General features: G+C 50.3%; 22 protein-coding genes, 1 tRNA gene, 2 rRNA genes and 2 riboswitches. Of the genes, 15 read left to right on the forward strand and 10 right to left on the reverse strand.

The features are described from left to right. The first annotated feature begins 63 nt into the window (after nucleotides 1-63). From P40081_RS00390 to P40081_RS00440, 11 genes are all read left to right on the forward strand, one after another. A 23S ribosomal RNA gene (locus tag P40081_RS00390) occupies nucleotides 64-2,994 on the forward strand. A gap of 127 nt (nucleotides 2,995-3,121) precedes the next feature. After that, a 5S ribosomal RNA gene (gene rrf / locus P40081_RS00395) occupies nucleotides 3,122-3,238 on the forward strand. A gap of 389 nt (nucleotides 3,239-3,627) precedes the next feature. Further along, on the forward strand, nucleotides 3,628-5,085 hold the full coding sequence (gene guaB / locus P40081_RS00400) for an IMP dehydrogenase (RefSeq protein WP_039303893.1): 1,458 nt from the start codon (nucleotides 3,628-3,630) through the stop codon (nucleotides 5,083-5,085). 165 nt (nucleotides 5,086-5,250) lie between these two features. Then, nucleotides 5,251-6,609: a D-alanyl-D-alanine carboxypeptidase family protein gene (locus P40081_RS00405; protein WP_042140610.1), complete on the forward strand. Its 1,359-nt coding sequence runs from the start codon at nucleotides 5,251-5,253 to the stop codon at nucleotides 6,607-6,609. Between the two features lie 118 nt (nucleotides 6,610-6,727). Continuing rightward, on the forward strand, nucleotides 6,728-7,609 hold the full coding sequence (gene pdxS / locus P40081_RS00410) for a pyridoxal 5'-phosphate synthase lyase subunit PdxS (RefSeq protein ID WP_042132704.1): 882 nt from the start codon (nucleotides 6,728-6,730) through the stop codon (nucleotides 7,607-7,609). Nucleotides 7,610-7,627: 18 nt separating this feature from the next. Then, nucleotides 7,628-8,212 carry a pyridoxal 5'-phosphate synthase glutaminase subunit PdxT gene (pdxT, locus tag P40081_RS00415; protein ID WP_042132705.1) on the forward strand — a complete coding sequence of 195 codons (585 nt, stop codon included), beginning with the start codon at nucleotides 7,628-7,630 and terminating at the stop codon, nucleotides 8,210-8,212. Between the two features lie 89 nt (nucleotides 8,213-8,301). Beyond that, on the forward strand, nucleotides 8,302-9,591 hold the full coding sequence (gene serS / locus P40081_RS00420) for a serine--tRNA ligase (RefSeq protein WP_042132706.1): 1,290 nt from the start codon (nucleotides 8,302-8,304) through the stop codon (nucleotides 9,589-9,591). A gap of 65 nt (nucleotides 9,592-9,656) precedes the next feature. Beyond that, nucleotides 9,657-9,745 (forward strand) — tRNA-Ser (locus P40081_RS00425). Nucleotides 9,746-9,904: 159 nt separating this feature from the next. Then, nucleotides 9,905-10,246 carry a hypothetical protein gene (locus P40081_RS00430; RefSeq protein WP_042132707.1) on the forward strand — a complete coding sequence of 114 codons (342 nt, stop codon included), beginning with the start codon at nucleotides 9,905-9,907 and terminating at the stop codon, nucleotides 10,244-10,246. A 12-nt stretch (nucleotides 10,247-10,258) separates the two neighbouring features. Next, complete coding sequence (locus P40081_RS00435) at nucleotides 10,259-10,411, forward strand: small acid-soluble spore protein P (protein ID WP_042132708.1); 153 nt, start codon at nucleotides 10,259-10,261, stop codon at nucleotides 10,409-10,411. A 103-nt stretch (nucleotides 10,412-10,514) separates the two neighbouring features. Further along, nucleotides 10,515-11,603, forward strand: coding sequence for a DUF6612 family protein (locus P40081_RS00440; RefSeq protein WP_042132709.1), 1,089 nt, complete (start codon nucleotides 10,515-10,517; stop codon nucleotides 11,601-11,603). Nucleotides 11,604-11,695: 92 nt separating this feature from the next. Here the strand turns inward: P40081_RS00440 and P40081_RS00445 are convergent, their stop codons facing one another. Both P40081_RS00445 and tadA read right to left on the reverse strand, forming a co-directional pair. Then, nucleotides 11,696-12,262 carry a GNAT family N-acetyltransferase gene (locus tag P40081_RS00445; RefSeq protein WP_042132710.1) on the reverse strand — a complete coding sequence of 189 codons (567 nt, stop codon included), beginning with the start codon at nucleotides 12,260-12,262 and terminating at the stop codon, nucleotides 11,696-11,698. Nucleotides 12,263-12,309: 47 nt separating this feature from the next. Beyond that, nucleotides 12,310-12,813: a tRNA adenosine(34) deaminase TadA gene (gene tadA, locus P40081_RS00450; RefSeq protein WP_256704065.1), complete on the reverse strand. Its 504-nt coding sequence runs from the start codon at nucleotides 12,811-12,813 to the stop codon at nucleotides 12,310-12,312. 308 nt (nucleotides 12,814-13,121) lie between these two features. Between tadA and P40081_RS00455 the strand changes: the two genes are divergently transcribed. Then, nucleotides 13,122-15,434, forward strand: coding sequence for an ATP-binding protein (locus P40081_RS00455; protein ID WP_042132712.1), 2,313 nt, complete (start codon nucleotides 13,122-13,124; stop codon nucleotides 15,432-15,434). 5 nt (nucleotides 15,435-15,439) lie between these two features. After that, nucleotides 15,440-16,141: a 23S rRNA pseudouridine(2604) synthase RluF gene (gene rluF / locus P40081_RS00460; RefSeq protein ID WP_042132713.1), complete on the forward strand. Its 702-nt coding sequence runs from the start codon at nucleotides 15,440-15,442 to the stop codon at nucleotides 16,139-16,141. Between the two features lie 99 nt (nucleotides 16,142-16,240). On the opposite strand, the gene motB is transcribed toward rluF, so the two are convergent. Further along, a complete protein-coding gene (motB, locus tag P40081_RS00465; protein ID WP_042132714.1) occupies nucleotides 16,241-17,059 on the reverse strand; it encodes a flagellar motor protein MotB in 819 nt (272 codons plus the stop codon). Further along, nucleotides 17,043-17,843 (reverse strand): flagellar motor stator protein MotA, encoded by an 801-nt coding sequence (motA, locus tag P40081_RS00470; RefSeq protein WP_042132715.1) that lies wholly within the window; start codon nucleotides 17,841-17,843, stop codon nucleotides 17,043-17,045. The genes motB and motA overlap by 17 nt, the downstream gene beginning before the upstream one ends. 205 nt (nucleotides 17,844-18,048) lie before the next feature. On the opposite strand from motA, the gene P40081_RS00475 reads away from it, so the two are divergent. After that, nucleotides 18,049-18,342: a hypothetical protein gene (locus P40081_RS00475; protein ID WP_039303858.1), complete on the forward strand. Its 294-nt coding sequence runs from the start codon at nucleotides 18,049-18,051 to the stop codon at nucleotides 18,340-18,342. Between the two features lie 212 nt (nucleotides 18,343-18,554). After that, complete coding sequence (locus tag P40081_RS00480; RefSeq protein ID WP_042132716.1) at nucleotides 18,555-18,830, forward strand: 4a-hydroxytetrahydrobiopterin dehydratase; 276 nt, start codon at nucleotides 18,555-18,557, stop codon at nucleotides 18,828-18,830. 106 nt (nucleotides 18,831-18,936) lie between these two features. On the opposite strand, the gene P40081_RS00485 is transcribed toward P40081_RS00480, so the two are convergent. From P40081_RS00485 to P40081_RS00510, 6 genes are all read right to left on the reverse strand, one after another. Next, nucleotides 18,937-19,293 carry a c-type cytochrome gene (locus P40081_RS00485; protein ID WP_042140611.1) on the reverse strand — a complete coding sequence of 119 codons (357 nt, stop codon included), beginning with the start codon at nucleotides 19,291-19,293 and terminating at the stop codon, nucleotides 18,937-18,939. 126 nt (nucleotides 19,294-19,419) lie between these two features. Then, nucleotides 19,420-19,905 (reverse strand): GNAT family N-acetyltransferase, encoded by a 486-nt coding sequence (locus P40081_RS00490; protein ID WP_042132717.1) that lies wholly within the window; start codon nucleotides 19,903-19,905, stop codon nucleotides 19,420-19,422. Between the two features lie 248 nt (nucleotides 19,906-20,153). Then, a complete protein-coding gene (locus tag P40081_RS00495) occupies nucleotides 20,154-20,645 on the reverse strand; it encodes a C40 family peptidase (RefSeq protein WP_042132718.1) in 492 nt (163 codons plus the stop codon). Between the two features lie 5 nt (nucleotides 20,646-20,650). Next, a riboswitch (cyclic di-AMP (ydaO/yuaA leader) is annotated at nucleotides 20,651-20,794 on the reverse strand. A gap of 387 nt (nucleotides 20,795-21,181) precedes the next feature. After that, nucleotides 21,182-21,610: a C40 family peptidase gene (locus P40081_RS00500; RefSeq protein WP_042140612.1), complete on the reverse strand. Its 429-nt coding sequence runs from the start codon at nucleotides 21,608-21,610 to the stop codon at nucleotides 21,182-21,184. Nucleotides 21,611-21,667: 57 nt separating this feature from the next. Then, a riboswitch (cyclic di-AMP (ydaO/yuaA leader) is annotated at nucleotides 21,668-21,806 on the reverse strand. 217 nt (nucleotides 21,807-22,023) lie between these two features. Beyond that, the gene (locus P40081_RS00505) at nucleotides 22,024-22,821 is read right to left on the reverse strand and encodes a hypothetical protein (protein ID WP_042140613.1); all 798 of its coding nucleotides are present in this window, start codon (nucleotides 22,819-22,821) and stop codon (nucleotides 22,024-22,026) included. A gap of 44 nt (nucleotides 22,822-22,865) precedes the next feature. Continuing rightward, the gene (locus P40081_RS00510) at nucleotides 22,866-24,881 is read right to left on the reverse strand and encodes a M1 family metallopeptidase (protein ID WP_042132719.1); all 2,016 of its coding nucleotides are present in this window, start codon (nucleotides 24,879-24,881) and stop codon (nucleotides 22,866-22,868) included. Between the last annotated feature and the right edge of the window lie 61 nt (nucleotides 24,882-24,942).

Raw genomic sequence — 24,942 nt, forward strand, 5'->3', positions numbered from 1 at the left:
TTGTGTAAGCAAGTTGAAATAGTTATTAGTTGCTACAGCGATTTTCCTAACGGAAAACGCATTGGTTAAGCTAATAAGAGCACACGGAGGATGCCTAGGCGCCAGGAGCCGACGAAGGACGTGGCGAACAACGAAACTGCCTCGGGGAGCTGTAAGCAAGCTTTGATCCGGGGGTGTCCGAATGGGGAAACCCAGCTGTGGTAATTCGCAGTTACTCATTTCTGAATACATAGGAAATGTAGAGGCAGACCAGGGGAACTGAAACATCTAAGTACCCTGAGGAAGAGAAAACAATAGTGATTCCGTCAGTAGCGGCGAGCGAACGCGGAACAGCCTAAACCAAGGGGCTTGCCCCTTGGGGTTGTGGGACGTCTCACATGGAGTTACAAAGGAATATGGTAGGCGAAGAGGTCTGGAAAGGCCCGCGATAGAGGTAAAAGCCCTGTAGCCTAAACTGTGTTCTCTCCGAGACGGATCCCGAGTAGTGCGGGGCACGTGAAACCCCGTATGAATCCAGCAGGACCATCTGCTAAGGCTAAATACTACCTGGCGACCGATAGTGAAACAGTACCGTGAGGGAAAGGTGAAAAGCACCCCGGAAGGGGAGTGAAATAGAACCTGAAACCGTGTGCTTACAAAAAGTCAGAGCCCGATCTATGGGTGATGGCGTGCCTTTTGTAGAATGAACCGGCGAGTTACGTTTAACATGCAAGGTTAAGGTGAGAAGCCGGAGCCGCAGCGAAAGCGAGTCTGAATAGGGCGATTTAGTATGTGGACGTAGACCCGAAACCGTGTGATCTACCCCTGTCCAGGGTGAAGGTGCGGTAACACGCACTGGAGGCCCGAACCCACGCATGTTGAAAAATGCGGGGATGAGGTGGGGGTAGCGGAGAAATTCCAATCGAACTCGGAGATAGCTGGTTCTCCCCGAAATAGCTTTAGGGCTAGCCTCGGTGAATGGAGTGGTGGAGGTAGAGCACTGATTGGGTGCGGGGCCCGCAAGGGTTACCAAGCTCAGTCAAACTCCGAATGCCATTAACTTCTTGCCGGGAGTCAGACAGTGAGTGCTAAGATCCATTGTCAAAAGGGAAACAGCCCAGACCATCAGCTAAGGTCCCCAAGTGTGTGTTAAGTGGGAAAGGATGTGGAGTTGCACAGACAACCAGGATGTTGGCTTAGAAGCAGCCACCATTGAAAGAGTGCGTAATAGCTCACTGGTCGAGTGACTCTGCGCCGAAAATGTAACGGGGCTAAACACACCACCGAAGCTATGGCTAGATGCTTTGCATCTGGGGTAGGGGAGCGTTGTATGCAGGTTGAAGGTGTACCGTAAGGAGCGCTGGACAGCATACAAGTGAGAATGCCGGTATGAGTAACGAAAAGATCAGTGAGAATCTGATCCGCCGAAAGCCCAAGGTTTCCTGAGGAAGGCTCGTCCGCTCAGGGTAAGTCGGGACCTAAGGCGAGGCCGAAAGGCGTAGTCGAAGGACAACAGTTTGAAATTACTGTACCACCGTAATCCGCTATGAGCGATGGGGTGACGCAGGAGGGTAGTGACGCGGACTGATGGATGTGTCCGTCTAAGCAGTGAGGCTGATGTGTAGGCAAATCCGCACATCACTAAGGCTGGGCTGTGATGGGGAGCGAAAATTGTAGTAGCGAAGGTCATGATCTCACACTGCCAAGAAAAGCCTCTAGCCAGGAGAAGGTGCCCGTACCGCAAACCGACACAGGTAGGCGAGAAGAGAATTCTAAGGCGCGCGGAAGAACTCTCGTTAAGGAACTCGGCAAAATGACCTCGTAACTTCGGGAGAAGAGGTGCCTCGGTAGGGTGAATAGCCCGAGGGGGCCGCAGTGAAAAGGCCCAAGCGACTGTTTAGCAAAAACACAGGTCTGTGCGAAGCCGCAAGGCGAAGTATACGGGCTGACGCCTGCCCGGTGCTGGAAGGTTAAGGGGAGTGGTTAGGGGTTAAACCCGAAGCTGTGAACCGAAGCCCCAGTAAACGGCGGCCGTAACTATAACGGTCCTAAGGTAGCGAAATTCCTTGTCAGGTAAATTCTGACCCGCACGAATGGCGTAACGACTTGGGCGCTGTCTCAACGAGAGATCCGGTGAAATTTTAATACCTGTGAAGATGCAGGTTACCCGCGACAAGACGGAAAGACCCCATGGAGCTTTACTGCAGCTTGATATTGAATTTGGGTACGATCTGTACAGGATAGGTGGGAGCCGGTGAGGCAGGAGCGCAAGCTTCTGCGGAGGCGCCGTTGGGATACCACCCTGATCGTATCTAGGTTCTAACCTAGTACCCTAATCGGGTACGGGGACCGTGTCAGGCGGGCAGTTTGACTGGGGCGGTCGCCTCCTAAAGAGTAACGGAGGCGTTCAAAGGTTCCCTCAGAATGGTTGGAAATCATTCGCAGAGTGCAAAGGCATAAGGGAGCTTGACTGCGAGACCTACAAGTCGAGCAGGGACGAAAGTCGGACTTAGTGATCCGGTGGTACCGCATGGAAGGGCCATCGCTCAACGGATAAAAGCTACCCTGGGGATAACAGGCTTATCTCCCCCAAGAGTCCACATCGACGGGGAGGTTTGGCACCTCGATGTCGGCTCATCGCATCCTGGGGCTGAAGTAGGTCCCAAGGGTTGGGCTGTTCGCCCATTAAAGCGGTACGCGAGCTGGGTTCAGAACGTCGTGAGACAGTTCGGTCCCTATCTGTCGTGGGCGCAGGAAATTTGAGAGGAGCTGTCCTTAGTACGAGAGGACCGGGATGGACGTACCGCTGGTGCATCAGTTGTTCCGCCAGGAGCATGGCTGAGTAGCTACGTACGGACGGGATAAGCGCTGAAAGCATCTAAGCGTGAAGCCCCCCTCAAGATGAGATTTCCCAATTAGTAAGACCCCTTGAAGACGACGAGGTAGATAGGTTGGAGGTGGAAGTGCAGCAATGCATGGAGCTGACCAATACTAATCGGTCGAGGGCTTATCCAAATTTCGAAGAACGCAGATTCGTTTCGGATTCAGTTTTCAGGAATCAATTCCTGAACGCAACGAAATTCATTCACACATCCGTGATGAACCGAATTTCAAGCGGCAGCGTCTGTTTCACAGACGCATGTTTGGTGGCGATAGCGGAGGGGTTCCACGCGTACCCATCCCGAACACGACCGTTAAGCCCTCCAGCGCCGATGGTACTTGGACCGAAGGGTCCTGGGAGAGTAGGACGTTGCCAAGCACATGAAGCCATTGTTGAGCAATCGACAATGGCTTTTTTGTATACTGTTATACATGGACAATGCATAGACGTTAAAGTGTTAAATTATGGATTATTATATAATCTGTCCACTGCACACGGACTTTAGTCCAAGAATTCGCTTACCCGGAGCAAGATTTCTTAATACCTTATCAGAAGATGTAATATTCTTGACAGGCCAAAAGCCCTTTGCTAAGATAGCTCTAATATATTTTTGGACAAGCATCTCAAACCTTAACTGAAGACACTATTATGTATAACTCCCAAGCCTTTACCGCTGTCTATCAGGTATGGACTTGAAGCAGGAGTTTTTTTATTCATAAGTTGGCAGGCAGGTGGAGAAAAGAATATTTCGAGGAGGAATGACCCAGGTGTGGGAAGATAAGTTTGGTAAAGAAGGATTCACTTTTGATGATGTGCTGCTGGTTCCGCGTAAATCCGAGGTACTGCCTAAGGAAGTGGATTTAACCACTGTACTTAGCAAGAATGTGAAGCTGAACATCCCTTTGATGAGTGCAGGTATGGATACAGTCACGGAAGCAGCTATGGCGATTGCTATTGCCCGCGAGGGCGGGATCGGCATCATTCATAAGAATATGTCCGTGGAGCAGCAGGCGGAAGAGGTGGACCGTGTGAAGCGCTCCGAGAGCGGCGTTATTACCAATCCATTCTCACTTACGCCAGACCACTGGGTATCCGATGCTGAAGTTCTGATGGGTAAATACCGCATTTCAGGTGTACCTATCGTAGATGAAGGCGGTAAGCTTGTTGGTATTCTGACTAACCGTGATTTGCGTTTTATCCACGATTTCAATATTCAGATCAAAGAAGTTATGACTCATGAGAATCTGGTTACCGCTGCTGTAGGTACAACCCTTCAGGAAGCGAAAGGCATCCTTCAACGTCACAAGATCGAGAAGCTGCCGCTGGTGGATGAGCACAATATTCTTAAAGGTCTCATTACTATTAAAGATATAGAGAAAGCTATCCAGTTCCCTAACGGGGCCAAGGATGCTCAAGGCCGTCTGCTTGTTGGAGCTGCAATCGGTATTTCTAAGGATACATTTGAACGTACAGAGGCATTGGTAAAAGCTGGTGTTGACCTTATCACAGTGGATTCGGCACACGGACACCATATTAATATTATCGACGCGGTCCGCCAGCTGCGCGAATTGTATCCTGATCTTACTATTGTGGCCGGTAATGTAGCTACAGGTGAAGCTACCCGTGAATTGATTGAAGCCGGAGCATCCGTGGTCAAGGTCGGTATTGGACCCGGATCGATTTGTACAACCCGCGTAATTGCAGGTATCGGCGTTCCGCAGGTTACAGCAATCTATGATTGTGCAACGGTTGCCCGCGAATACGGGATTCCAGTTATAGCTGACGGGGGAATTAAGTACTCCGGAGAGATCACCAAGGCAATTGCTGCCGGAGCCGCTGCAGTGATGATGGGCAGCTTGTTCGCCGGTACGGAAGAGAGCCCTGGGGAATCGGAAATTTATCAGGGACGTAAATACAAGGTATACCGCGGAATGGGCAGCATGAGCGCCATGAAGCAGGGCAGTAAAGACCGTTACTTCCAGGATGATGATAAGAAGCTCGTTCCTGAAGGGATTGAGGGCCGGGTTGCATTTAAAGGGCCGTTGTCCGATACTGTTCATCAACTGATCGGCGGATTGCGTTCTGGAATGGGTTACTGCGGTACGAAAACATTAGAGGAACTGCGCAACGACACCTCATTTATCCGGATCACAGGTGCGGGACTTCGTGAAAGTCACCCGCATGATGTGCAGATTACCAAAGAAGCGCCGAACTATTCCCTGTAAACCGGGAAGAATCGCATATTTTTGCGGACAGGCAGGACTAAATTCGTCCTGCCTGTCTTTTTTTGCAGATACCCCTGTGTTAGAATAGAACAAGCACTGATCTGAGGATTAAAGGAGAGTTAATCATTGAAGTACAAGCGGAAACTAAGTAGTAAGCAACTTGTGATGAAGACAGCGACAGTAGGTCTGCTTTTAAATATGCTAGCATTCCCGGCAGCGTCTGCGATGGCAGAGGCGGTAGGCACACCGGCTGCAACAGAGGCTGCGGCTCCATCGACAGCGGCAACACCTGCCAAAACGGCAGTAACCAAGATTCCAAGCGTGGAGTCACTGGGACTGAATGTAAAATCTGCAGTATTGATTGAGCCTACTACAGGCGAGGTCCTGATGTCGCTCAATGCCGATCAGCCTATGCCTCCAGCGAGTATGACCAAGATGATGACAGAATATCTGGTTACCGAAGCCGTAAATAGCGGCCAGCTATCCTGGGACGAGAAGGTTATTGTACAGGAGAATGCATCTAAGCAGACCGGATCGCGGATTTATCTGGCTGCAGGTGATGAACATACGGTTAAAGAACTGTACATAGCGATGGCGGTAGGTTCTGCTAATGATGCCACAGTAGCTTTGGCGGAGCTGGTCTCGGGTTCGGAGCAGCAATTCGTAACACTTATGAACGAGACTGCCCAGAAGATGGGCATGAAGACCGCTTTCTTCATTAACTCCACCGGACTTGACCGAGCGGACATGCCGGAGAAATTCCGTCCGCAGGCAGAAGGCGAAACGGTCATGTCTGCAATGGATGCAGCCATTCTTGCCAAAAATATTGTAACGGATCATCCAGACTTCACTGAATTTACAACGATCCAATCCTATAAATTCCGTGAGCGTGACACCAAACCGATGATTAACTATAACTGGATGCTGGAAGCCAACAAGGATATTGCTAACTTCAAAGCCTATGCTTATCCGGGTCTCGACGGATTGAAGACTGGACACACCTCCAAAGCCGGCAACTGCTTCACAGGTACTGCTGTGCGTGACGGCATGCGTCTAATCAGCGTAGTTATGGGAGCGGACTCTGAAGCACACCGTTTCACGGAAACGAAGAAGGTGCTTGATTTCGGCTTCAACAATTTCGAGATTAAGCAGGTGGTAGCGCCTAAGGCTGTCATCGCCGGTACTGAAACGGTGCCTGTACTCAAAGGCAAGAATAAGGATGTACCTGTTGTGACGGATGCGGGAGTTACGTTCATGGTACCAAAGGGTACGGTTTCTCCACAGATCAAAACTACAGTGGTGACGAACGACCCGGCAACCTTGATCGCGCCGATTGCCGGAGCCAGCAAAGTAGGTAAGGTCACATATACCTACCAGATCGAAGGAATGTCTCAGGTTCAGGAGAAGACGGTTAACCTGATTACTGCCGAGGAAGCAGAGAAGGCTGGCTGGTTCAAACTGCTAATGAGAGCAATCGGAGAATTTTTTGGCGACCTGTTTACAGGAATTAAGAACTTGTTCTAACCGCACGGCAGTCTAATGCCAGCATTACGACAAAATCCCAGTAAATAGGTTGTATATATCACCACCTTGCGGTAGAATTACAAGTTAGATTAGGTTAGATCATTCGGGAGGCTTAGACATGGAAACAGGAACATCGCGAGTTAAAAGAGGCATGGCAGAAATGCAAAAGGGTGGCGTCATTATGGACGTCATGAATGCAGAGCAGGCAAAAATTGCCGAGGCAGCGGGCGCAGTAGCCGTTATGGCTCTGGAACGTGTACCTTCCGATATCCGCGCAGCGGGTGGTGTAGCACGTATGGCCGATCCTACTATTGTAGAAGAGGTTATCAAGGTAGTGAGCATTCCTGTTATGGCTAAAGCCCGTATTGGCCATTATGTAGAAGCCAAGGTTCTTGAATCCCTCGGTGTTGACTATCTGGATGAGAGCGAAGTGCTCACGCCGGCAGATGAAGTGTTCCATATCAATAAACGTGAATTCACCGTTCCTTTTGTATGCGGAGCCAAGGACCTTGGGGAAGCCCTGCGCCGGATTAACGAAGGAGCTTCGATGATCCGTACCAAGGGTGAGCCGGGAACCGGCAACATCGTTGAAGCCGTCCGCCACATGCGCTACATAAACAGTCAAATTCGCAAAGTGACTAACCTCTCGCTTGATGAGCTCTATAATGAAGCTAAGATACTTGGCGTTTCTTATGAGCTGCTGCTGGAAGTTCATCAGCTTGGCAAATTACCTGTCGTTAACTTCGCTGCCGGCGGTGTAGCTACGCCTGCGGATGCCGCACTCATGATGCATCTTGGTGCTGACGGCGTGTTCGTTGGCTCGGGGATCTTCAAGTCCGACAACCCTGAGAAATTCGCCCGTGCCATTGTAGAGGCGACCACCCACTTTACAGACTACAAGCTGATTGCTGAAGTGTCGAAGAACCTTGGCGCCCCGATGAAGGGGATTGATATTGCCACTTTGACTCCGGCTGAACGTATGTCGGAACGCGGCCGTTAATAGAGAGAAGGCTTCCGGATGAGAATAGGAGTGTTGGCGCTGCAGGGCGCTGTAACAGAGCATATTGTCAGTATTGAGAAGACAGGTGCGCAGGGTCTGCCTATCAAGCGTGTAGAGCAGCTGGAAGAGATAGAGGGACTGATTATTCCCGGCGGCGAGAGCACGACCATCGGCAAACTGATGCGCAAATATGGCTTTATAGAAGCTATACGTGAGTTTGCGGGTCAAGGCAAGCCGATTTTTGGTACCTGCGCCGGCATGATTGTCCTGGCCAAGCACATTGCCGGAGGCGAACCCGGTCATCTGGAGCTGATGGATATTACCGTTGCCCGGAATGCCTTTGGCCGCCAGCGGGAAAGCTTTGAATGTGATCTGGAGGTTAAAGGGATTGCTGAGCCGGTACGTGCGGTGTTTATCCGTGCTCCGCTCATTAACGAGGTGGGTCCGGATGTCGATGTGCTTACCATCTATAAGGATGAGATTGTAACTGCACGTCAGGGCAACCTGCTGGTATCCTCTTTTCACCCGGAACTGACTGATGATTACAGGCTGCATCAATATTTTGCCGACATGGTAGAGGACAGTAGCGCAGCCAATCAATAGAACTGCATATAAAACATCCTGACTCTTTCAAAGCTGTAAACAAATCAGCATTTTGAAAGAGTTTGGGCTGTTTTCAGGAGGGAAACTTTGTGTTAGATGTTAAAGTGTTGCGTAGTGATTATGCAAGAGTAGAAGAGGCCCTTACCAAAAGAGGAAAGTCGCTCGATTTGATTGCCGGCTTCCCGCAGCTTGATCTGCGCCGCCGTGAGCTGCTTCAGGAAACAGAGGGACTTAAGAACCGCCGGAACACCGTATCCGGAGATGTAGCGAAGAAGAAGAAAAATGGAGAACCGGCCGATGATTTGATCGCAGAAATGCGTACGGTTTCCGACCGGATCAAAGAGCTGGACGATGAAGTACGCGAGCTCGAAGTTAAGATTGATGAATTGACCATGAGCATTCCGAACATTCCGCATGAATCGGTGCCGGTTGGCAAGTCCGAGGAGGACAATGTTGAAGTACGCCGCTGGTCGGAGCCCAGAGAGTTCGGATTCACTCCGAAATCACACTGGGAGCTGGCGCAGCAGCTGGATATCATTGATTTTGAAGCGGCAGCCAAGGTTACGGGTTCCCGGTTCGCCTTCTACAAAGGGCTGGGAGCAAGACTGGAGCGCGCTCTAATCAACTTCATGATGGATCTGCACAGCGGAGAGCATAACTATGAAGAGATGCTGCCGCCGTACATTGTCAACAAGGATAGCCTGTATGGAACAGGACAGCTGCCGAAGTTCGAAGAGGATCTGTTCAAGCTGCGTGATACAGAATATTATCTGATCCCTACAGCAGAAGTGCCTGTAACGAACTACTACCGTGAAGAGATTCTGACAGCTGGTGATCTGCCGAAGTACCATGTAGCCTACAGCTCTTGCTTCCGTTCGGAGGCCGGATCTGCGGGGCGTGATACCCGCGGTCTGATCCGCCAGCATCAGTTCAATAAGGTGGAGCTTGTGAAGCTTGCCAGTCCGGAGACCTCCTATGAGGAGCTGGAGAAGATGACAGCCGATGCTGAACGCGTCCTACAGCTCCTTGGACTGCCTTACCGCGTCCTGCTGCTGTGTACGGCAGATATGGGCTTCACATCGGCGAAGACGTATGACCTGGAGGTGTGGCTGCCGGAGAGCGGAATGTACCGCGAAATTTCCTCCTGTTCCAACACCGAGGATTTCCAGGCCCGCCGGGCCAATATCCGCTTCCGCAAAGAGCCCAAGTCCAAGCCGGAATTCGTGCATACGCTGAATGGTTCTGCGCTGGCCGTAGGCCGTACAGTAGCGGCTATTCTGGAGAATTACCAGCAGGAAGACGGCAGTGTTCTGATTCCGGAATGCCTGCAGCCGTATATGCGTAATGTGAAATCCATAAGCGCACAAACTGCTCAATAATTATAGTTGCATATTATTTGGTGGGTGTGATATAATTCCTAATGCATGTGAAATTTAGATGCATTGGAGAGGTACCGAAGCGGTCATAACGGGGCGGTCTTGAAAACCGTTAGGGTGCAAGCCCACATGGGTTCGAATCCCATCCTCTCCGCCATTCCTTTACACTCAAAGATTTGCAGATAGAAGCCGTTCTCCTTATGGGGGACGGTTTTTTTGTTGTACTCGGAGGATTCTTTTGGATGGAACATGTTCCAAAGAGAATAAAAAGCTCTCTTTCTCGGCAATGTATTAGAGAAGGAGGATGATCATAAAGATGGACCGACAATTACAAGTAGATCAGCAGAGTCTGGTGTCTGCCTGGCAGGAACGCCTGCCTGCACTGATGGAGGATGGGGACAGCTTCAGCGTGCAGGGGGATGCGGCGGACCAGAACAGTCTGCTCATTCATTTCAATGCAGCCGGGCGCCAAGGGTATTCCCTCGACTTCCGCTGTACTTATGTGGATAGCCGTGAGGTTGCTGTGAACCTGCTCGACGCGGAGCAGGACGGGCGCGTTGCGGATGAGCGTAGGGATGCCGTACAGCTTTTGGCGCAGCAGTATACAAGGCAGATTCATGAATGCGCGCAGGCGCTTCAGGGCTTAACCAATCCATAGGAGGCGAACAAGATGAGCAAACCAAAAAGCATGCCGGTACCCGGTGTACAGCAGGATAATCAGGGGCCGCGCAAGGAACATCATTCATCAGGTCCTGAGCCGTTGTCCGGTTCAAAAAAGGTAAAACAGGCTAACCACGTTGACCATAATAATCCTCAGGGCTGACCCTAGCCGGAGATGAAAATGGAGAGAAATGTTTCTCATATTTGCCAAATGGTTTATCATTAGGGAGGGGAAAGAATTTTTCACATGGGAGAGGAGAACAATAATGAATAAAAAATGGGGGTTATCCGCTGCTGCATTGCTGCTCACCGCCGCAGTAATTCTGCCGGGGTGTGCAAAAAAAGAGGCACCGAAAGAGGCACTGTCCGCTGCTGCAAATAAAGTTGCGGCGATGACATCGTATGAAATGAAGACGAAGCTTACCGTTAATGACCTGACGATCGACACAGGTACAAGCGAAGCTGATGCTACAACGGGTCAAATTCTCAGCATGCTAAAGAATGCTGAGCTTACAGTTGATGGAGTCTACCAGGCAGAGCCGATGCAGACAGAGCTTACAATGGTTCTGAATCTGAAGGGGGATATGGCGATGTCCTTCACGGTTCCGATGGTAATGACAGCAGAGAAGCTGTATGTCAAAGTGCCGTCCATTCCGTTCCTGCCGCTTCCCGAGACAATCGTAGGTAAATTTGTTGAAGTGGATCTGAAGGAACTGGCCGAGCAGGAGGGGGCTGAATTCAACCCTTCGGCTATGGACACGCAGAAAGTGCAGAAGCTGTCTAATGAAGTGATGAACACATTACTGGGTGAGTACGACGAAGAGAAGTATTTTAACGAAATCAAACCTAAGGAAGCCGGCCTGCCTGAAGGGGTTGAAGCCAAACAGGTTGTCCAGTTCCAGGTAACGAATGATAATGTCAAAGAGGCGCTCACCATCCTGGTGAACAATGCGCTGCCTAAGATCATCGATATTCTCGGCAAGGATGAATACAAGGAATTGCTGAAGATCGATGCTGCCGACTTGGCTAAAGCGAAGGAAGAGCTGCAGTCCAGTGAAGCACGCGCTGAATTCGATAAGGATCTGGCTGAGCTGAACACGCATCTGACGATTAACCAGTTCCATCTTAACACGGCGATCAATGACGATAACTTCCCGGTGTATCAGGATATGCTTATGGATATCAAAGTGAATGATCCTGAACAAGGTGAGAATGTTGCTCTGTCTATGACCGCTAGCAATCAATACAGCAAGATCAATGAGAAACAAACCTTCCAGATCGGAATTCCGCAAGGCGAAGATGTGATTACCCTGGAAGAGCTGCAGCAGCAGTTCGGAGCCACAGGTACTTATTAATAAATACTGCAGTAACACAGAAATCCCGTATAAGCGAACCTCCGCTCATACGGGATTTTTGTGCTGCTTGCCGGCGGCTCCGGCAGATCAGGCTATTGCTCATGTGGAAGAAAATCTTCAGCCAGAATGGCGTAAGTGCGGTGGTCCTGCCATTCTCCGTTGATTTTGATGAAGCGGCGGGCAAGCCCTTCAGCCTGAAAGCCGTTCTTCTCCAGGACTCTGCGGGAGCCGTCATTATGAGGCAGGATAGCCGCTTGCAGCCTGTGAAGGCTGAGGGAGCGGAAGGCATAGCCCAGGATCAGATGCACCGCTGCGCTGGTATACCCTTTACCCTGCATTTCATAATCAATAAAATATCCGATATCGGCAAATTGTCCGACACCCCGTACCACGTTAGAAATGGTAATCTGGCCAATCAGCTCGCCGCTGAGCAGATAGTTGCCGAACATATAAGCACTATCCTGCCGGGCGTCCAGGATGCGCTGGTTAATCAGCTGCCGCTGGCTCTCCAGAGTGAAGTAGTCATTGTCACGGAGGGGTTCGAACTGCTGATGCTCCTTGCGGTTGCGGTGACGGAGGTTAAGCAGCGCTTCGGCATCCGTGAGCTTCAATAAAGAGATATAGATTCCCTTCGGGGTATTGTACAGCTTAAAAGACATGGATCGTCCTCCTGGTCACAATAGAATGGTATAGCTGATCCGTTTCATTAGAGCTTGGCGGGTCTTTGCCGCAGCCGGCGGAAGAACGAAGTCAGCAGCTCTGCGCATTCTTCCTGCAGCACACCCTGGATGACCTCTGTACGGTGGTTAAAACGCGATTCCTCCAGCAGGTTCATCAGAGTCCCTGCACAGCCGGCTTTGGGATCAGGAGTACCATAGACAGTAAGCGGGACTCTGGCCTGCACCATGGCTCCTGCACACATGGGACAGGGCTCCAGGGTCACGTAGAGCTGGCAGTCGAGCAGACGCCAGGAATTAAGGGCTGTACTCGCTTCACGGATGGCAACCATCTCCGCATGGGCAGTGGAATCGAGCGTGGTCTCACGCAGATTGTAGCCGCGCCCGATAATTGTACCTTCACGGACAACCACTGCCCCGATCGGCACTTCACCCAGTGCTTCTGCTTTGCGGGCTTCGCCTATTGCCTCGTTCATCCAATATTCATGAATTGCCCGCTCGTCTGGCGGCAACTCTTCAAGTTGTGTATTCAAGTTCATCTTCCCTTCTAAAATAGCTCCTTGTACAACGAACAAATATTCGTTCTTAACAAATTGTGGACAACTCTGTGGATAAAGCCCGACTTATGCACAAAATTGTACACATCGCGATTTAGCAAAATGTTTATATGTGCATAACCTGTGGATGGTTTCCTACTTATTGTAGAGAATGTGTCTGAAGAATTCAATATGTTCCCCAGGTTATCCCTGTTTGAAATGTCTTTTCAAATGGAGAGGCAAAAGGTATGATAATTATGAATGCTCCGCTAGGATTTACCAGCGGTAAGAGGTGAACAATACGCTTGTCTATAAAAACGAAATTATCGGCTATTATTTTCGGCTCGGTACTCTTAATCCTGACGCTGAATCTTACACTTAATCTATATGCCGTCCGGAATAATCTGCGTAATGAAAGTCTGAGTAATATGAAGATAACTGCCATGCAGATCGCTGTTTCGGTTGAGCAGAGCAGTTATAGTTCCAACTATGTGCAGCATAAAATTGCCCAGAACCTGAGGATGACCTCTATTCTGGCTTCGCTTGAGCTTGACCCGGATATCAAGAATGTGGACAATAGGGAGCTGCAGGCCTTGGCCATCAAGCTGGGCGTGTCTAATATCTCGCTTCTGGTCAAGACTGATAATGATATTGTTGTAGCCAAGTCATCAGATCCCACAGAGATCGGACTCTCGACCAAAGGCATGGGGTACTGGTATGTGGCTTTTTTGGAGTTGTTTGCAGGCCAGCGGGTATCCGTTGACCAGGGGCAGACAATGGATAATTTCTGGTCCGGCCCTTTCGAATATTCAACCTCAAATCCGGAGTACATTGATAAATGGGGTTACTATTATGATGGTACCAGCAACTATATCATAGATCCATATATCCGCAGTACTGCCGTAAGCGATTACGTCAAGATTATGGGACCTGACGAAATTATTCAGGACTCCAAAGCCGTGAACCCCGGCATCCTGGAGATCACAGGCTTTAATCCCAAAACGTTCGGATCGCCCAGCATGCTGCCCGATGGCAGCGACCCGATTAATGTGAAGCTGCGCAACCGTCCTATTCATTACGGTACGTATACGTACGGCAACGTTGCACAGGATAAAGCTGCAATACGGGAAGCGATCAACGGGGGTGAGCCGGTAACGCTGGATACGGAGGTTCTGGGCAAAAGAGTGCTCAAAAGCTTTATTCCAATCAAACAGCCGGGAGCCGACGATTATGTAATTACTGTGGTTATGGATTACTCGCTGATCTCATCCGTAATTAAAGAGCAGCTGTTCAATAATATCACCACGTCCGTGCTGCTGCTTATTATCTTTTTCCTGGCCAGCTATATTCTGGCCGGCTTCGTCACACGGCCGATTCAGGATATACTGGCTAAGGTGAATGATGTGGCCAAGGGCAAATTCGAGCCTCCATTAAATGTTGAGAGCCGGGACGAGCTCGGACAGCTGGCCCACCGGATCAACGCGATGACCTCCCACCTGCTGCAGCACACGAACCGGCTGGGTCAGACGCTGGAAGAGAACCGGGCGGTTAAAGAGCATCTGGAGTCGGTAATTAACGGCACCTCGGATGCGATCCACACTGTGGATATGGATGGCAGGATTATAAGTACGAACAGAGCCTTTGAAGAGCTCTATGGATGGAGTGCAGCGGAAGCGCTGGTCAAGACGCCTTATCTGGTGCCGGCTACAGTACAGGAGCAGGAAGATATCCGTTTGCGGCAGCTCAAGAACGGAATGTCTCTGCCTCCGGTAGAGACCGTACGACTGAAACGTGACGGCTCTATCGTAGAAGTCAGTGTGAGCACCTCGGTGATCCGGGATGAGGAAGGGCAGCCGCAGTCTTTTGTACATGTATCCCGTGATATGACTGAGCGCAACCGGATTGAAGAGCTGCTCCGACGCTCCGAGAAGCTGACTACGGTCGGCCAGCTGGCAGCCGGAGTTGCCCATGAGATCCGCAATCCCCTGACCACCTTGAGAGGGTTCCTGCAGCTGCAGCAGGAGAAGAAGGTTCTGGTCCCGCTGCATATTGATCTTATGCTCTCGGAGCTGGACCGGATCAATCTGATTGTAAGTGAGTTTCTGATCCTGGCCAAGCCGCAGGCCGTTCATTTTCAGTTGAGGGATCTGCGGCATATTGTCGGCGACGTGATCTCTCTGCTGGATAGCCAAGCCCATCTTTTTGGCATAGAGTTTGTAACGTATTTCTCGGATATGCCGGCTATGGTGCACTGTGAGGAGAACCAGCTGAAGCAGGTATTCATTAATGTAATCAAAAATGCGATTGAGGCTATGCCTGACGGAGGGACGATTACCCTGGAGGAGCAGCAGCAGAATAATTCTGTGGTTATTGTTGTTTCTGATGAGGGCGGAGGGGTTCCGGAGGATATGCTTCCTAAGCTGGGCGAGCCGTTCTTCACGAATAAAGAGTCAGGGACCGGGCTTGGACTCATGGTCAGCCAGCGTATTATACAAGCCCATAAGGGCAGTCTCGAGATCCGCAGTGAGTACGGACGGGGTGCGCAGGTGACCATTAAGCTGCCTGAAGCCGGGGAGAATAACCTTCCGTCAGGCATGTATATAGAACGGAGTGAATGACAGACATGAGAATTAATAAGTTCATCAGTGAGACAGGGTACTGTTCGCGCCGTGAAGCAGACAAGCTGGTGGAAGGGGGAAGAGTCACCATCAACGGTGAGACCGCTCTGCTGGGCAGTCAGGCAGAAGCTGGAGATACGGTGCTGATCGACGGCAAACGCCTGGAGACAGGCAGCAGGATCGTTTACATCGCACTTAATAAGCCGGTAGGCATCACATCTACTACAGAAGGCCATATTCAGGGGAATATAGTTGATTTCATCGGACATGAAGAACGTATTTTCCCTATCGGACGGCTCGACAAGGATTCTGAGGGATTAATTCTGCTGACGAATGACGGGGACATTGTGAACAAAATATTGCGTGCTGAAGGCAGACATGAGAAGGAGTATGTAGTTACCGTGGACAGGCCAGTCACGCAATCTTTCCTTACGGGCATGGCCACCGGGGTGAAGATTCTGGGCAGCAGAACGCTCCCTTGTGAGGTAACACGGATCAGCGAGCGGGTATTCCGGATTATTCTTACCGAGGGCAAGAACCGGCAGATCCGCCGCATGTGCAGCGCATTTGGCTATGAAGTGCGGCGTCTGCAGCGCATCCGGGTAATGAATATCCGGCTGGGCGCCCTGCAGACCGGGGAATGGCGTGATCTGTCACCGCAGGAGAAGCAGGAGCTTGGAGCTATGCTGAACTATGAGCTGCAATAAGCTTTAAATAATAAGCAATCAAACAAAGAGCTGTTCCTGAAGGCCGAATAATGGCCCGGGAACAGCTCTTATTACTTAACAAGCTATAATATATTCGCATTATTTACCGGGAGCGGCAACATCAGTAGTTTCTGTTGTTGCATCTTTGTATTTGCGGAGAACGGAGACTTCTACACGACGGTTCTTGGCGCGTCCGGCGGCAGTCGTATTCTCAGCGATGGGATGATATTCCCCGTATCCGATCGGACTGAACTTGACCGGGTCCAGATTGGGGTTAAGCAGCAGGATTTTCATGAATTGAAGGGCACGGGCCACGCTAAGATCCCAGTTGGAGGAGTAGCTGCTATTGGAGATAGGAATATTATCCGTATGTCCCTGCACTAATATATCATAATCGGGAAACTGCTGCAGCATCGTCGAGATTGACTTGGCCAGCTGGCGGGAGTCATCCTTGACCATAGCCTGTCCCGAAGCAAATAAGGCGTTGTCGCTGATCGTAATCATTAACTGGGACTGATTCAGCTTCGTACTGAGCAGATCAGTCATTCCGTTATTCTTGATGTACTGATCGAATTGCTCCTTAAGCTTCTCCAGATCCTCCTGTTCTTTGGCACGAAGTTTGGAGATCTCGGCGGTTCCTGTATTTTTATCTATAACACTATTCATTTTATCCTTATTGCCTTGGTCAAGTTGAGTACTCGTAGGTGAATCCGAGCGGAATTCCAGTACGCCGCCACCGCCGCTGAGCGCTGAATTGAACGCCTGGGCCATTTGCTCAAACTTCTGGGCGTCCGTAGCACTCATGGCATACATAACCAGGAATAGTGCAACCAGCAGGGTCATCAGATCGGAATAGGGCAGTAGCCAGGATTCATCGGCATGCTCTTCGTGCTCCTCATGCCTAGTCTTTTTGCTCATTCGAGGTGCCCTCCTTCTCACTCAGCTTGGCCCGTTCGGACGGAGTAAGGAAGACGGAAAGCTTCTGATTGATAGCAATGGTGGAGACCCCCGACTGGATAGACAACAGACCTTCTACCATCATCAGGCGGACTTCAATCTCGCGTTTGGAAATTCGTTTTAACTTGTTGGCCATAGGGTGCCACATTACATAACCGGTGAATATCCCCAGCAGAGTAGCGATGAAGGCTCCGGCAATCGCGTGGGCCAGGACATCCATATTGCTCATATCCCCCAAGGCGGCAATCAGCCCGATAACAGCCCCGAGTACCCCCAGTGTAGGTGCGTACATCCCGGCCTGGGAGAAGATTAAGGCGCCGGCTTTATGTCTATCTTCTGTAGCGTGAATATCTTCCATTAATACATCGCGGACAAATTCCTGGTCATTGCCGTCGATAATCATCCGCATACCGTTTCTAAGGAAATTATCTTCGATTTCATCGACATTGGATTCCAATGCAAGCAGTCCTTCACGGCGGGTGATGGATGCCCATTCCATAAACATTGTAATCAGTTCGGGCTTGCCGACCATCTTTTTCTTCACAAATAGGATCTTCAGCAGCTTAGGGAAATTCTTGACTTCCGACATGGGAAAGGCCATGAAGATTGAGGCGGCCGTACCAAGAAAGATAATTACATAGGCGGCGGGATTGTTCAAGCTTTCAAGCGGAGCATGCTTGAGTACCATCCCCCAGACTACTGCGATCAGACCAAAAACCAGTCCTAGTATTGTTGAAATTTCCATTTATGCACCTCGTCCATGAGAATTAAGAAGTGATCCGACTATACCGCGTTTATCATCCTTGAACCGCGGGAGGACACTCTGCACGTAACCAAATCACGTATATTCTTATTTATCGACAGCATTCCCTTTTTTGTGAAGTGATTTTTTCGGCTATAATGGATAAGGTAAGTTATTATTCATCAGCGAAGAAAACGGAGTGATTGACGTGGGAGTTAAGCATGGCAGAGATTACAGTGAAATTCTGGTTGAACTGACAGGCGCAGTCGGACGGATTTCCGACGGGTATATTTTTTTCGAAATGGAGCCTGAGGAGTGGGAGAACCTGCCGGAGGAGTCGAAGCTGGAGGTCTGGGAGGCGCTTGCGGAGGATCTGTTCTACGCACTGGGCAATGAGCCGGTGATTAAGGTCGGAAGCGGGGTTGTAATGTACGATAAAGAAACGCACCGCATCAATATTCTGCTCGGCGACGAGGATTTGGCATCGGTGGTTCTGGTGTAGACCGGAAGCAGCTGCGGAGCCGGAGTTTGTCCCAGGCATCAGCCCATGTTAAAATTGGGATGAGAAGTACTATTCGCCGGGATTTAAGAATACATTAAATCGAAAAAAATCTTTGGCCCGGCACATCCCTTGGACTTTAAGAAGCTGAGGGATGTTTTATTTGAAAGACAGGACTGCTGTGATATAGCTAATTAAGCAAGGGAGGAAACAAATTGCCATTTACAGAGGAAGAACTGCGGGAGCAGATCGGCAAGCTGGAAGGCTGGAAACTGGAAGAGGATATTATGGTGCGCAAATATATGTTCAATGAATATATGAAGGGAATTGCTTTTGTGGATGAGGTTGCTGCGATTTCGGAAGCGTTCGACCATCACCCGCATATCACCATTGACTACAAGACCGTTATCCTGCGTCTGCCTGCAGATGTGGAGAAGCTGGATATACGCCAGGCTAATGAAATTAACGAGGCTTTTGAGAAAAACCGTTAGAGGACAGGATCCTTATGGAAATGACAGTACCGCCTGATCCATAAAAATGCCCGTGCAGGGATACCAGGGTATCCTTTGCAGCGGGCATTTTGCTTTGGGCATGTTATTATTTCTTCTCGGCCAGCCATAACGCGACATTCGCAATTTCCTCAGGGGCTAGTTTGTCTTTGAAGGAAGGCATCTGCCCGCGGCCTTTGGTCACAATGCTGTAAATCTGCGCCGCGTCATGCTGTGCGCCCTCCTGCTGCAGGTTCGGCCCTACACCGCCCTGAAGCTGATCCCCGTGGCAGGTGATGCAGTTGGCTTTCACCAGGGCCTCCGCGCCGGCTGCGTCCAGCACAACCTCAGGCATTGTAGGTTTGTTCTCTTCAGCCACCTCGGCTTTGCCGGGCAGGGTAAACATTAAGACCACGGCAAAGGCACAGGCGGCAAAAAACAAACCGCTCATGATCCATTTCTGCATCTGCATCCGTCCCTCCATGTAAGCTGCTTCCTTCATTATACCGGATGGTGAAGCGTTATCATAGTATTTGTGTCAAAAAAATGAACGAAACTCCTGGGAAAATTGCAAACATACAGAAGTGGAATGCTATTTCTCATAGACCATACAATAAAATGGCTTATCGCCAGTTGGGGTTCTGCGTTCATAAGTATCCGTTATGGTAAATCCGCATTTCTGGTAAGCACGGATGGCCCGCTGATTCCAGGTCAGTACCTCCAAATCGATCTCCCGTTCCGGATAACGCTGCAAAGCCGCCTGAACGATGGCCTTCATGAACAGATGTCCCATGCCATGACCGCACAGATCGGGCCGCATGCCGATTCCAAGCCGGACTACACCCTCCATAGGGAACAGCTGGGCGAAGCCGCACAGGATTCCCTGTCCATTCACAACGGAAACGTATTGCTCGCTGCGCAGCTGCGGATCACCGAATTCAACACCGAGCGCCTGCATCTGCTCCCAGGGCATCCAGCCGTAAATATTATACGGGGGCCTGTAGTTCCACTCACAGATCTCAGCAGCATGCCGCGACTCCATAGGAACAACATAAAAAGTTACCGGGGAACTTATCATAAGCGGAGGCCTCCTTTCAATGGAACATTACTTCATTCTATAAATATTATATACAAAACGAGCCGGATTCGACGCAAAAACCTTGCAGAAAGACCGGAACTTGACAAACGCCAATAAATATTTTATGAAAGAGCGAAATTGGTGTTTTACAAATATAGAGCGGGGTAAGTAATTTTATAGACAAAAAAATAAGCCCTCCTCCAAGATTTCGGCAAAAATCCTGGAAAAGCGCTTATATTTAGGACAAATTATTGCACATCGTCATTCTCTTCGGAATCCGCAGCCACAGTCTTGTAAGCATCTGTACTCATAATCCGTTTGGCGCCAACGTAGCGGTTGACGTAGTAGCTGTCACTCAGCGAACTGATGGTTACACCACGCGAGGAAGAAGCATGTGCGAACTCACCGTCACCAACATAAATACCGACATGAGAAATGCCTTTGCCGCTTGTATTGAAGAATACAAGATCGCCCGGTCTCATTTCATCGCGGGATACAGCAGTGCCCATCTCATATTGGGAGCCGGATTGGTGGGGCAGGTTAATTCCGATCTTATCAAAAACATACATTGTAAATCCGGAGCAATCAAAACCGTTCGTGGATACACCGCCGGATACGTATTTGGTCCCGATGGCTTTGTCGATAACTTTATCCATTTTGGAATCCGCGAAAGCGCTTCCTGCTCCAATGGTGAAGATGATGGAAAAGCTTAGTACTGCGGCTGCTAGCTTCTTCTTCAAAAGTAAATACCCCTTCCAAATGCCTACGAGGTTAGCTTAAGGGTTCGGTTGAAGGTCCCCTATGACCCCTCTTAGAATAGGAGGTCAATTCACCCAAAGTTGGTTCCCCCGTTTCCCTAAATCTTTAGGGAACTCGGCACGACTGTTGATTAGGATTAGCTGTTATTCAATACATGACAAAACCTTTGTTAAAAGCGATTCAATAATTACAAAAATGTTACTAAAAGCTCACTGCGATAATTGTAGCAAAGACTAGGGCGCTTGGCAATCACTTATAACATATTAATGCATTTTTTTTGCGTTTTTTAGAGTTATAGCTGCATAGAAAGACTCATATTTACGCAGCAGGTGAGCTATTGATGGATTTTTCTTTGGATTTGGGATAAAAAGGTGTTTCAGGGCCTGCAGATGAGTGTAAAAGGTAGAATAAGGAAAAGGAAAAACCCGGAAATGATTACGGCAATAATCAAAACCGGGCTCGTATAAGTTACATTTAGTTGTTAGAGGTACGAATATTCGAGGAAATGTTCAAGGGTTCAATCGTAAGCGACAGCTTGGTAGGCTGTTGTGCTCATCACTCTTTTAGCGCCAACGTAGCGGTTGGCCCAGTATGCCTGACTCAGCGAACTGATGGTTACACCACGCGAAGTGGAGGATTGTGCGAATTTGCCATTGCCGACATAAATACCGACATGGGAAACTCCGTTGCCCAGGGTATTGAAGAATACCAAATCACCGGAACGCAAATTACTCTTGGATACGGCTGTTCCAACGCTGTACTGTGCCTTAGAGGTGCGCGGCAGGGTAAGGCCGATACTCTTGAATACGTATTTGGTGAATCCGGAACAATCAAAGCCGCTGGTGCTGGTGCCCCCGGTTTTATATGACGTTCCAATGGTTTTTGAGATCACAGTATCCATTTTGGAATCTGCGAAAGCGCTGCCTGCTCCAAGTGTGAATACCATCACAAGACCCAGCGCTGCTGCGGTGCATTTCTTCTTAAAATTCTGACTTCTCAAAAGATGTACTCCTTCCAAGGCCTGCGAGGTTAGCTTAAGGATTCGGTAGAAGGTTCCCCTATGACCCCTCTAAAGCGAGATCAATTCACCCAAAATATGGTTCCCCCACTCCCCGGTGCAGGGAATTCGGCGTTTTGTGCACCAGAATAGTGACATATCGACATAAGGTTAAAGGCTTCGGTTACATAGCTGCTTCATTCCATTTGAAAGATTACAAATTTGTTACTAGTAGTACAGGCATCATTGTACCAAAGGATTTACAGTTTTGCAAATGCACTTGTCGCAGCTGTAAACAAAAAAGAGTCATGCACCTCACCAGAGGGGCGATGACTCTTTTAGTATGCCGTTTTGGCGGCCGATTATTGTGGGAATGATTTACTGGACCAGAGATGATACTGCGCGGCTATGCCCCACATTTTGAATAGGGTGGACGGCAGTGGAGCTGCCTGGCGCAGGAACAGGGCCGGGAGGCCGGGGCAGAAGAGCGCTGCAGCGCTGCAGAGGATCAGCGTCAGCAGACTTCCTGCGCCTATAATGACGGATATCCCGATGGAGTGGAGAAGCACCTTCAGACAGACCAGCAGCGAAGTGAACATGCCCGTGCCGGCGGTATAACCGAACTGCATATACAGCAGCAGCTTGCGGATAAGGAAGAGGTAGACGAGCCAGCCCAGCACATAAGGCACGAGCGTCAGCAGCAGCGGATAATCGAGAATGCCGTTCAGAAGCAGACGGTACATCTTCGGCAGCAGCCAATAGAGCGGCAGAAGGGCCAGCGCCCATTCAACGAGACTGAACAGCAGTACAGGCAGACCATAACGCTTCATCCCGGGAAAAAAGAACAGTCCGCGCTCCCCGGCACGTTCCTGGTGAAGCTCGTGCAGCAGGCCCGCCCGGATAAAGGGGGAGAGCAGCAGCCGCAACAGAGTCAGTGCCAGGAGCAGCCATAGCCATTGCCGGACGTCCGGGTCCGTGTGCAGCGCAGCCTGCCCCTCAATATAATACAGCAGCCTGCCTATGCTACTGCCGCCGGCATTCGCATCCGGATAGCGCAGCAGTACCGGAACGACGGCGCTTTTAATGAACTTGTACATGAAGTAGCCCCAGAACAGCCGGTAGATAAATAGCAGAATCAGGATATAAAATTGCTCTTTCATGCTGTGCCAACCGCGGGTTATCGAAATTTTCACAATCCTTCACCTCACCAGACAAGAGTTCCGAGCAGGGTTTCAAGCAGTGTCGTCGCACTGAGCGTCCAGCGGGAAAGAGTATTGTGCTCAAGCTCCGCCATTCTGAAATTATTGAGATGCTTGCTCTCCAGCAGTATGGAATGTCCCGGATCAATCTCGGCGGAGACCAGAGGTGCTTTATACGATAATTCAAACGATGTTGTCTTCCCTTCGCCGTTCCAGTATTGCTGAACCGAGTACCCGTCCGAGAAAATAAATTTTACAGGGACATCCCCGTAATGGCTGCCCTTGTTACTTACCTCAACTACAGCATCATATTGAATCCCCGCTCCGTTGCCGCCGTCCCGTTTAGCCGTGAGCCTGATGTCGTCTACTGCAAAATCAGGGGCTCCGCCGCTGTAGACATACTGGTCAAAATAAGTCTGCCAGGATTGCTTGGTTACTTTCTCCACAATCTTCTGGAAGTCAGCGGTTGAGGGATGCTTGAAGCGGTATTTACGGGCATAAGCAGCGAGAATGGCATCCATGTTCTTGGCTCCTGCTAACCGTTCGATGTCACGGAGCACCAGCTTGCCCCGGATATAGACATTGCGTGTGTAGGCATCATCTCCGGTGTATTTCCACGTCTCCAGATTGAGCGGCTGCGAGGAGGAGACCAGACTGGACTGCAGCGGGAGGCTTGAGGCAACGCCATATTCCTGCTCCATCAGCCGGTCTTCGGCATATGAGGTGAAGCTCTCGTCCAGCCACGCCTCCTCGAATTCATTGCTGGCGACCATGCCATAGAAATACTGGTGACCGATCTCATGGATCACGGTCCGTTCAAGCGAAGTGCCGGGCGATGCCTCGGCAGCACCGAAGGCAGTGATCAGCGTCGGATATTCCATCCCCCCGGCCCCATTGCCAGATTCAGGCGGGACTACAATGGATAAGGTGGAGTAAGGATACGGGCCATACCACTTGCTGAAGGCGGTCAGGGCAGCCTCTGCGGCCTGGAAGTAGCGCTCCTGAAGATCCTTATGCAGCGGGTCCAGATAGAGCTTGATCTTTACTCCGGGCACCTGCGGCGCGGAGAAGGCCTTCTCGGCAACCACAAAATCCGGCGATGCCGCCCAGGCGAAGTCATGAACATCATCTGCGTAGAACTGATAGATTTTGCGGTCCTGTACCAGCCGCGCGTTCTTCACCGGAAATCCGGTGGCGGCAACCTTGTAATCGGACGGGACGGAGATGGTTACATTGTAAATACCGAAGTCACTGTAGAACTCAGATGTGCCATGGTACTGATGCAGATTCCAGCCTTCCTCCTGTACTCCCCTTGTGCCAGCAGGCTCGTAGACGCTGAGCTTGGGAAACCACTGGCCGGCCATGACGAAGTTGCCGGCGGTTCCCATACGGGCGAATATTTTCGGCAGCTTGACCTCAAACTGGAGTTTGAGTGTTACGCTCTCACCACCGTTTACCGGCTGGGGCAGGTGGACCTTAAGCAGGGTCTTGTCATTCACATTGCCGTCGTCAGGCTGCACATACTGGGTGCGCTGCATTAGCGAAATCCCCTCGGAGGTCCGCAGATCCGTCAGCGTCAGGCTGCCGTATCCGCCCGCAGGCATGGAGTCGCCCCGGAGCGTTCCTCCGGATTCCTTCATAAAGGTTGTATTGCCGGAAGCGAATGCATTGGGGTAAAGGTGAAAATAGAGCTCTTGGACCGGTTTTTTGCCCGGATGGATCCAGGTCACCGTTTCGGAAGCTGCTAAGGTTCCCGTATCGGCCAGCAGCTGAACATCCATGTGGTATTCCACCACACGCTGGCTTAAAACCTCCGACACCGGAGGCGGAGTAATCTCCGGAAGAGTGGACTGCACAATTTGCTGCTGCGGCAGGACGGCGGGGGACTTGGCCTCTTTTGGGGCAGAGGCAGTCCATACGGCAGGGCTGTGCCCTGAAAGAAACCATATTCCGCCTCCAAGCAAGGTGAGAACAGCCAGAGCTGCGAAGATGAGGGTATACCTTAATGAATGTGGCTTCATACTGTGATTCCTCCCGTGACAAGCATCTACGGGATGTATATGTTTGCAATCGGCGCATTAT

The organism is Paenibacillus sp. FSL P4-0081, from assembly GCF_000758565.1.
GTDB classification, from domain to species: Bacteria; Bacillota; Bacilli; order Paenibacillales; family Paenibacillaceae; genus Paenibacillus_AQ; species Paenibacillus_AQ phytohabitans.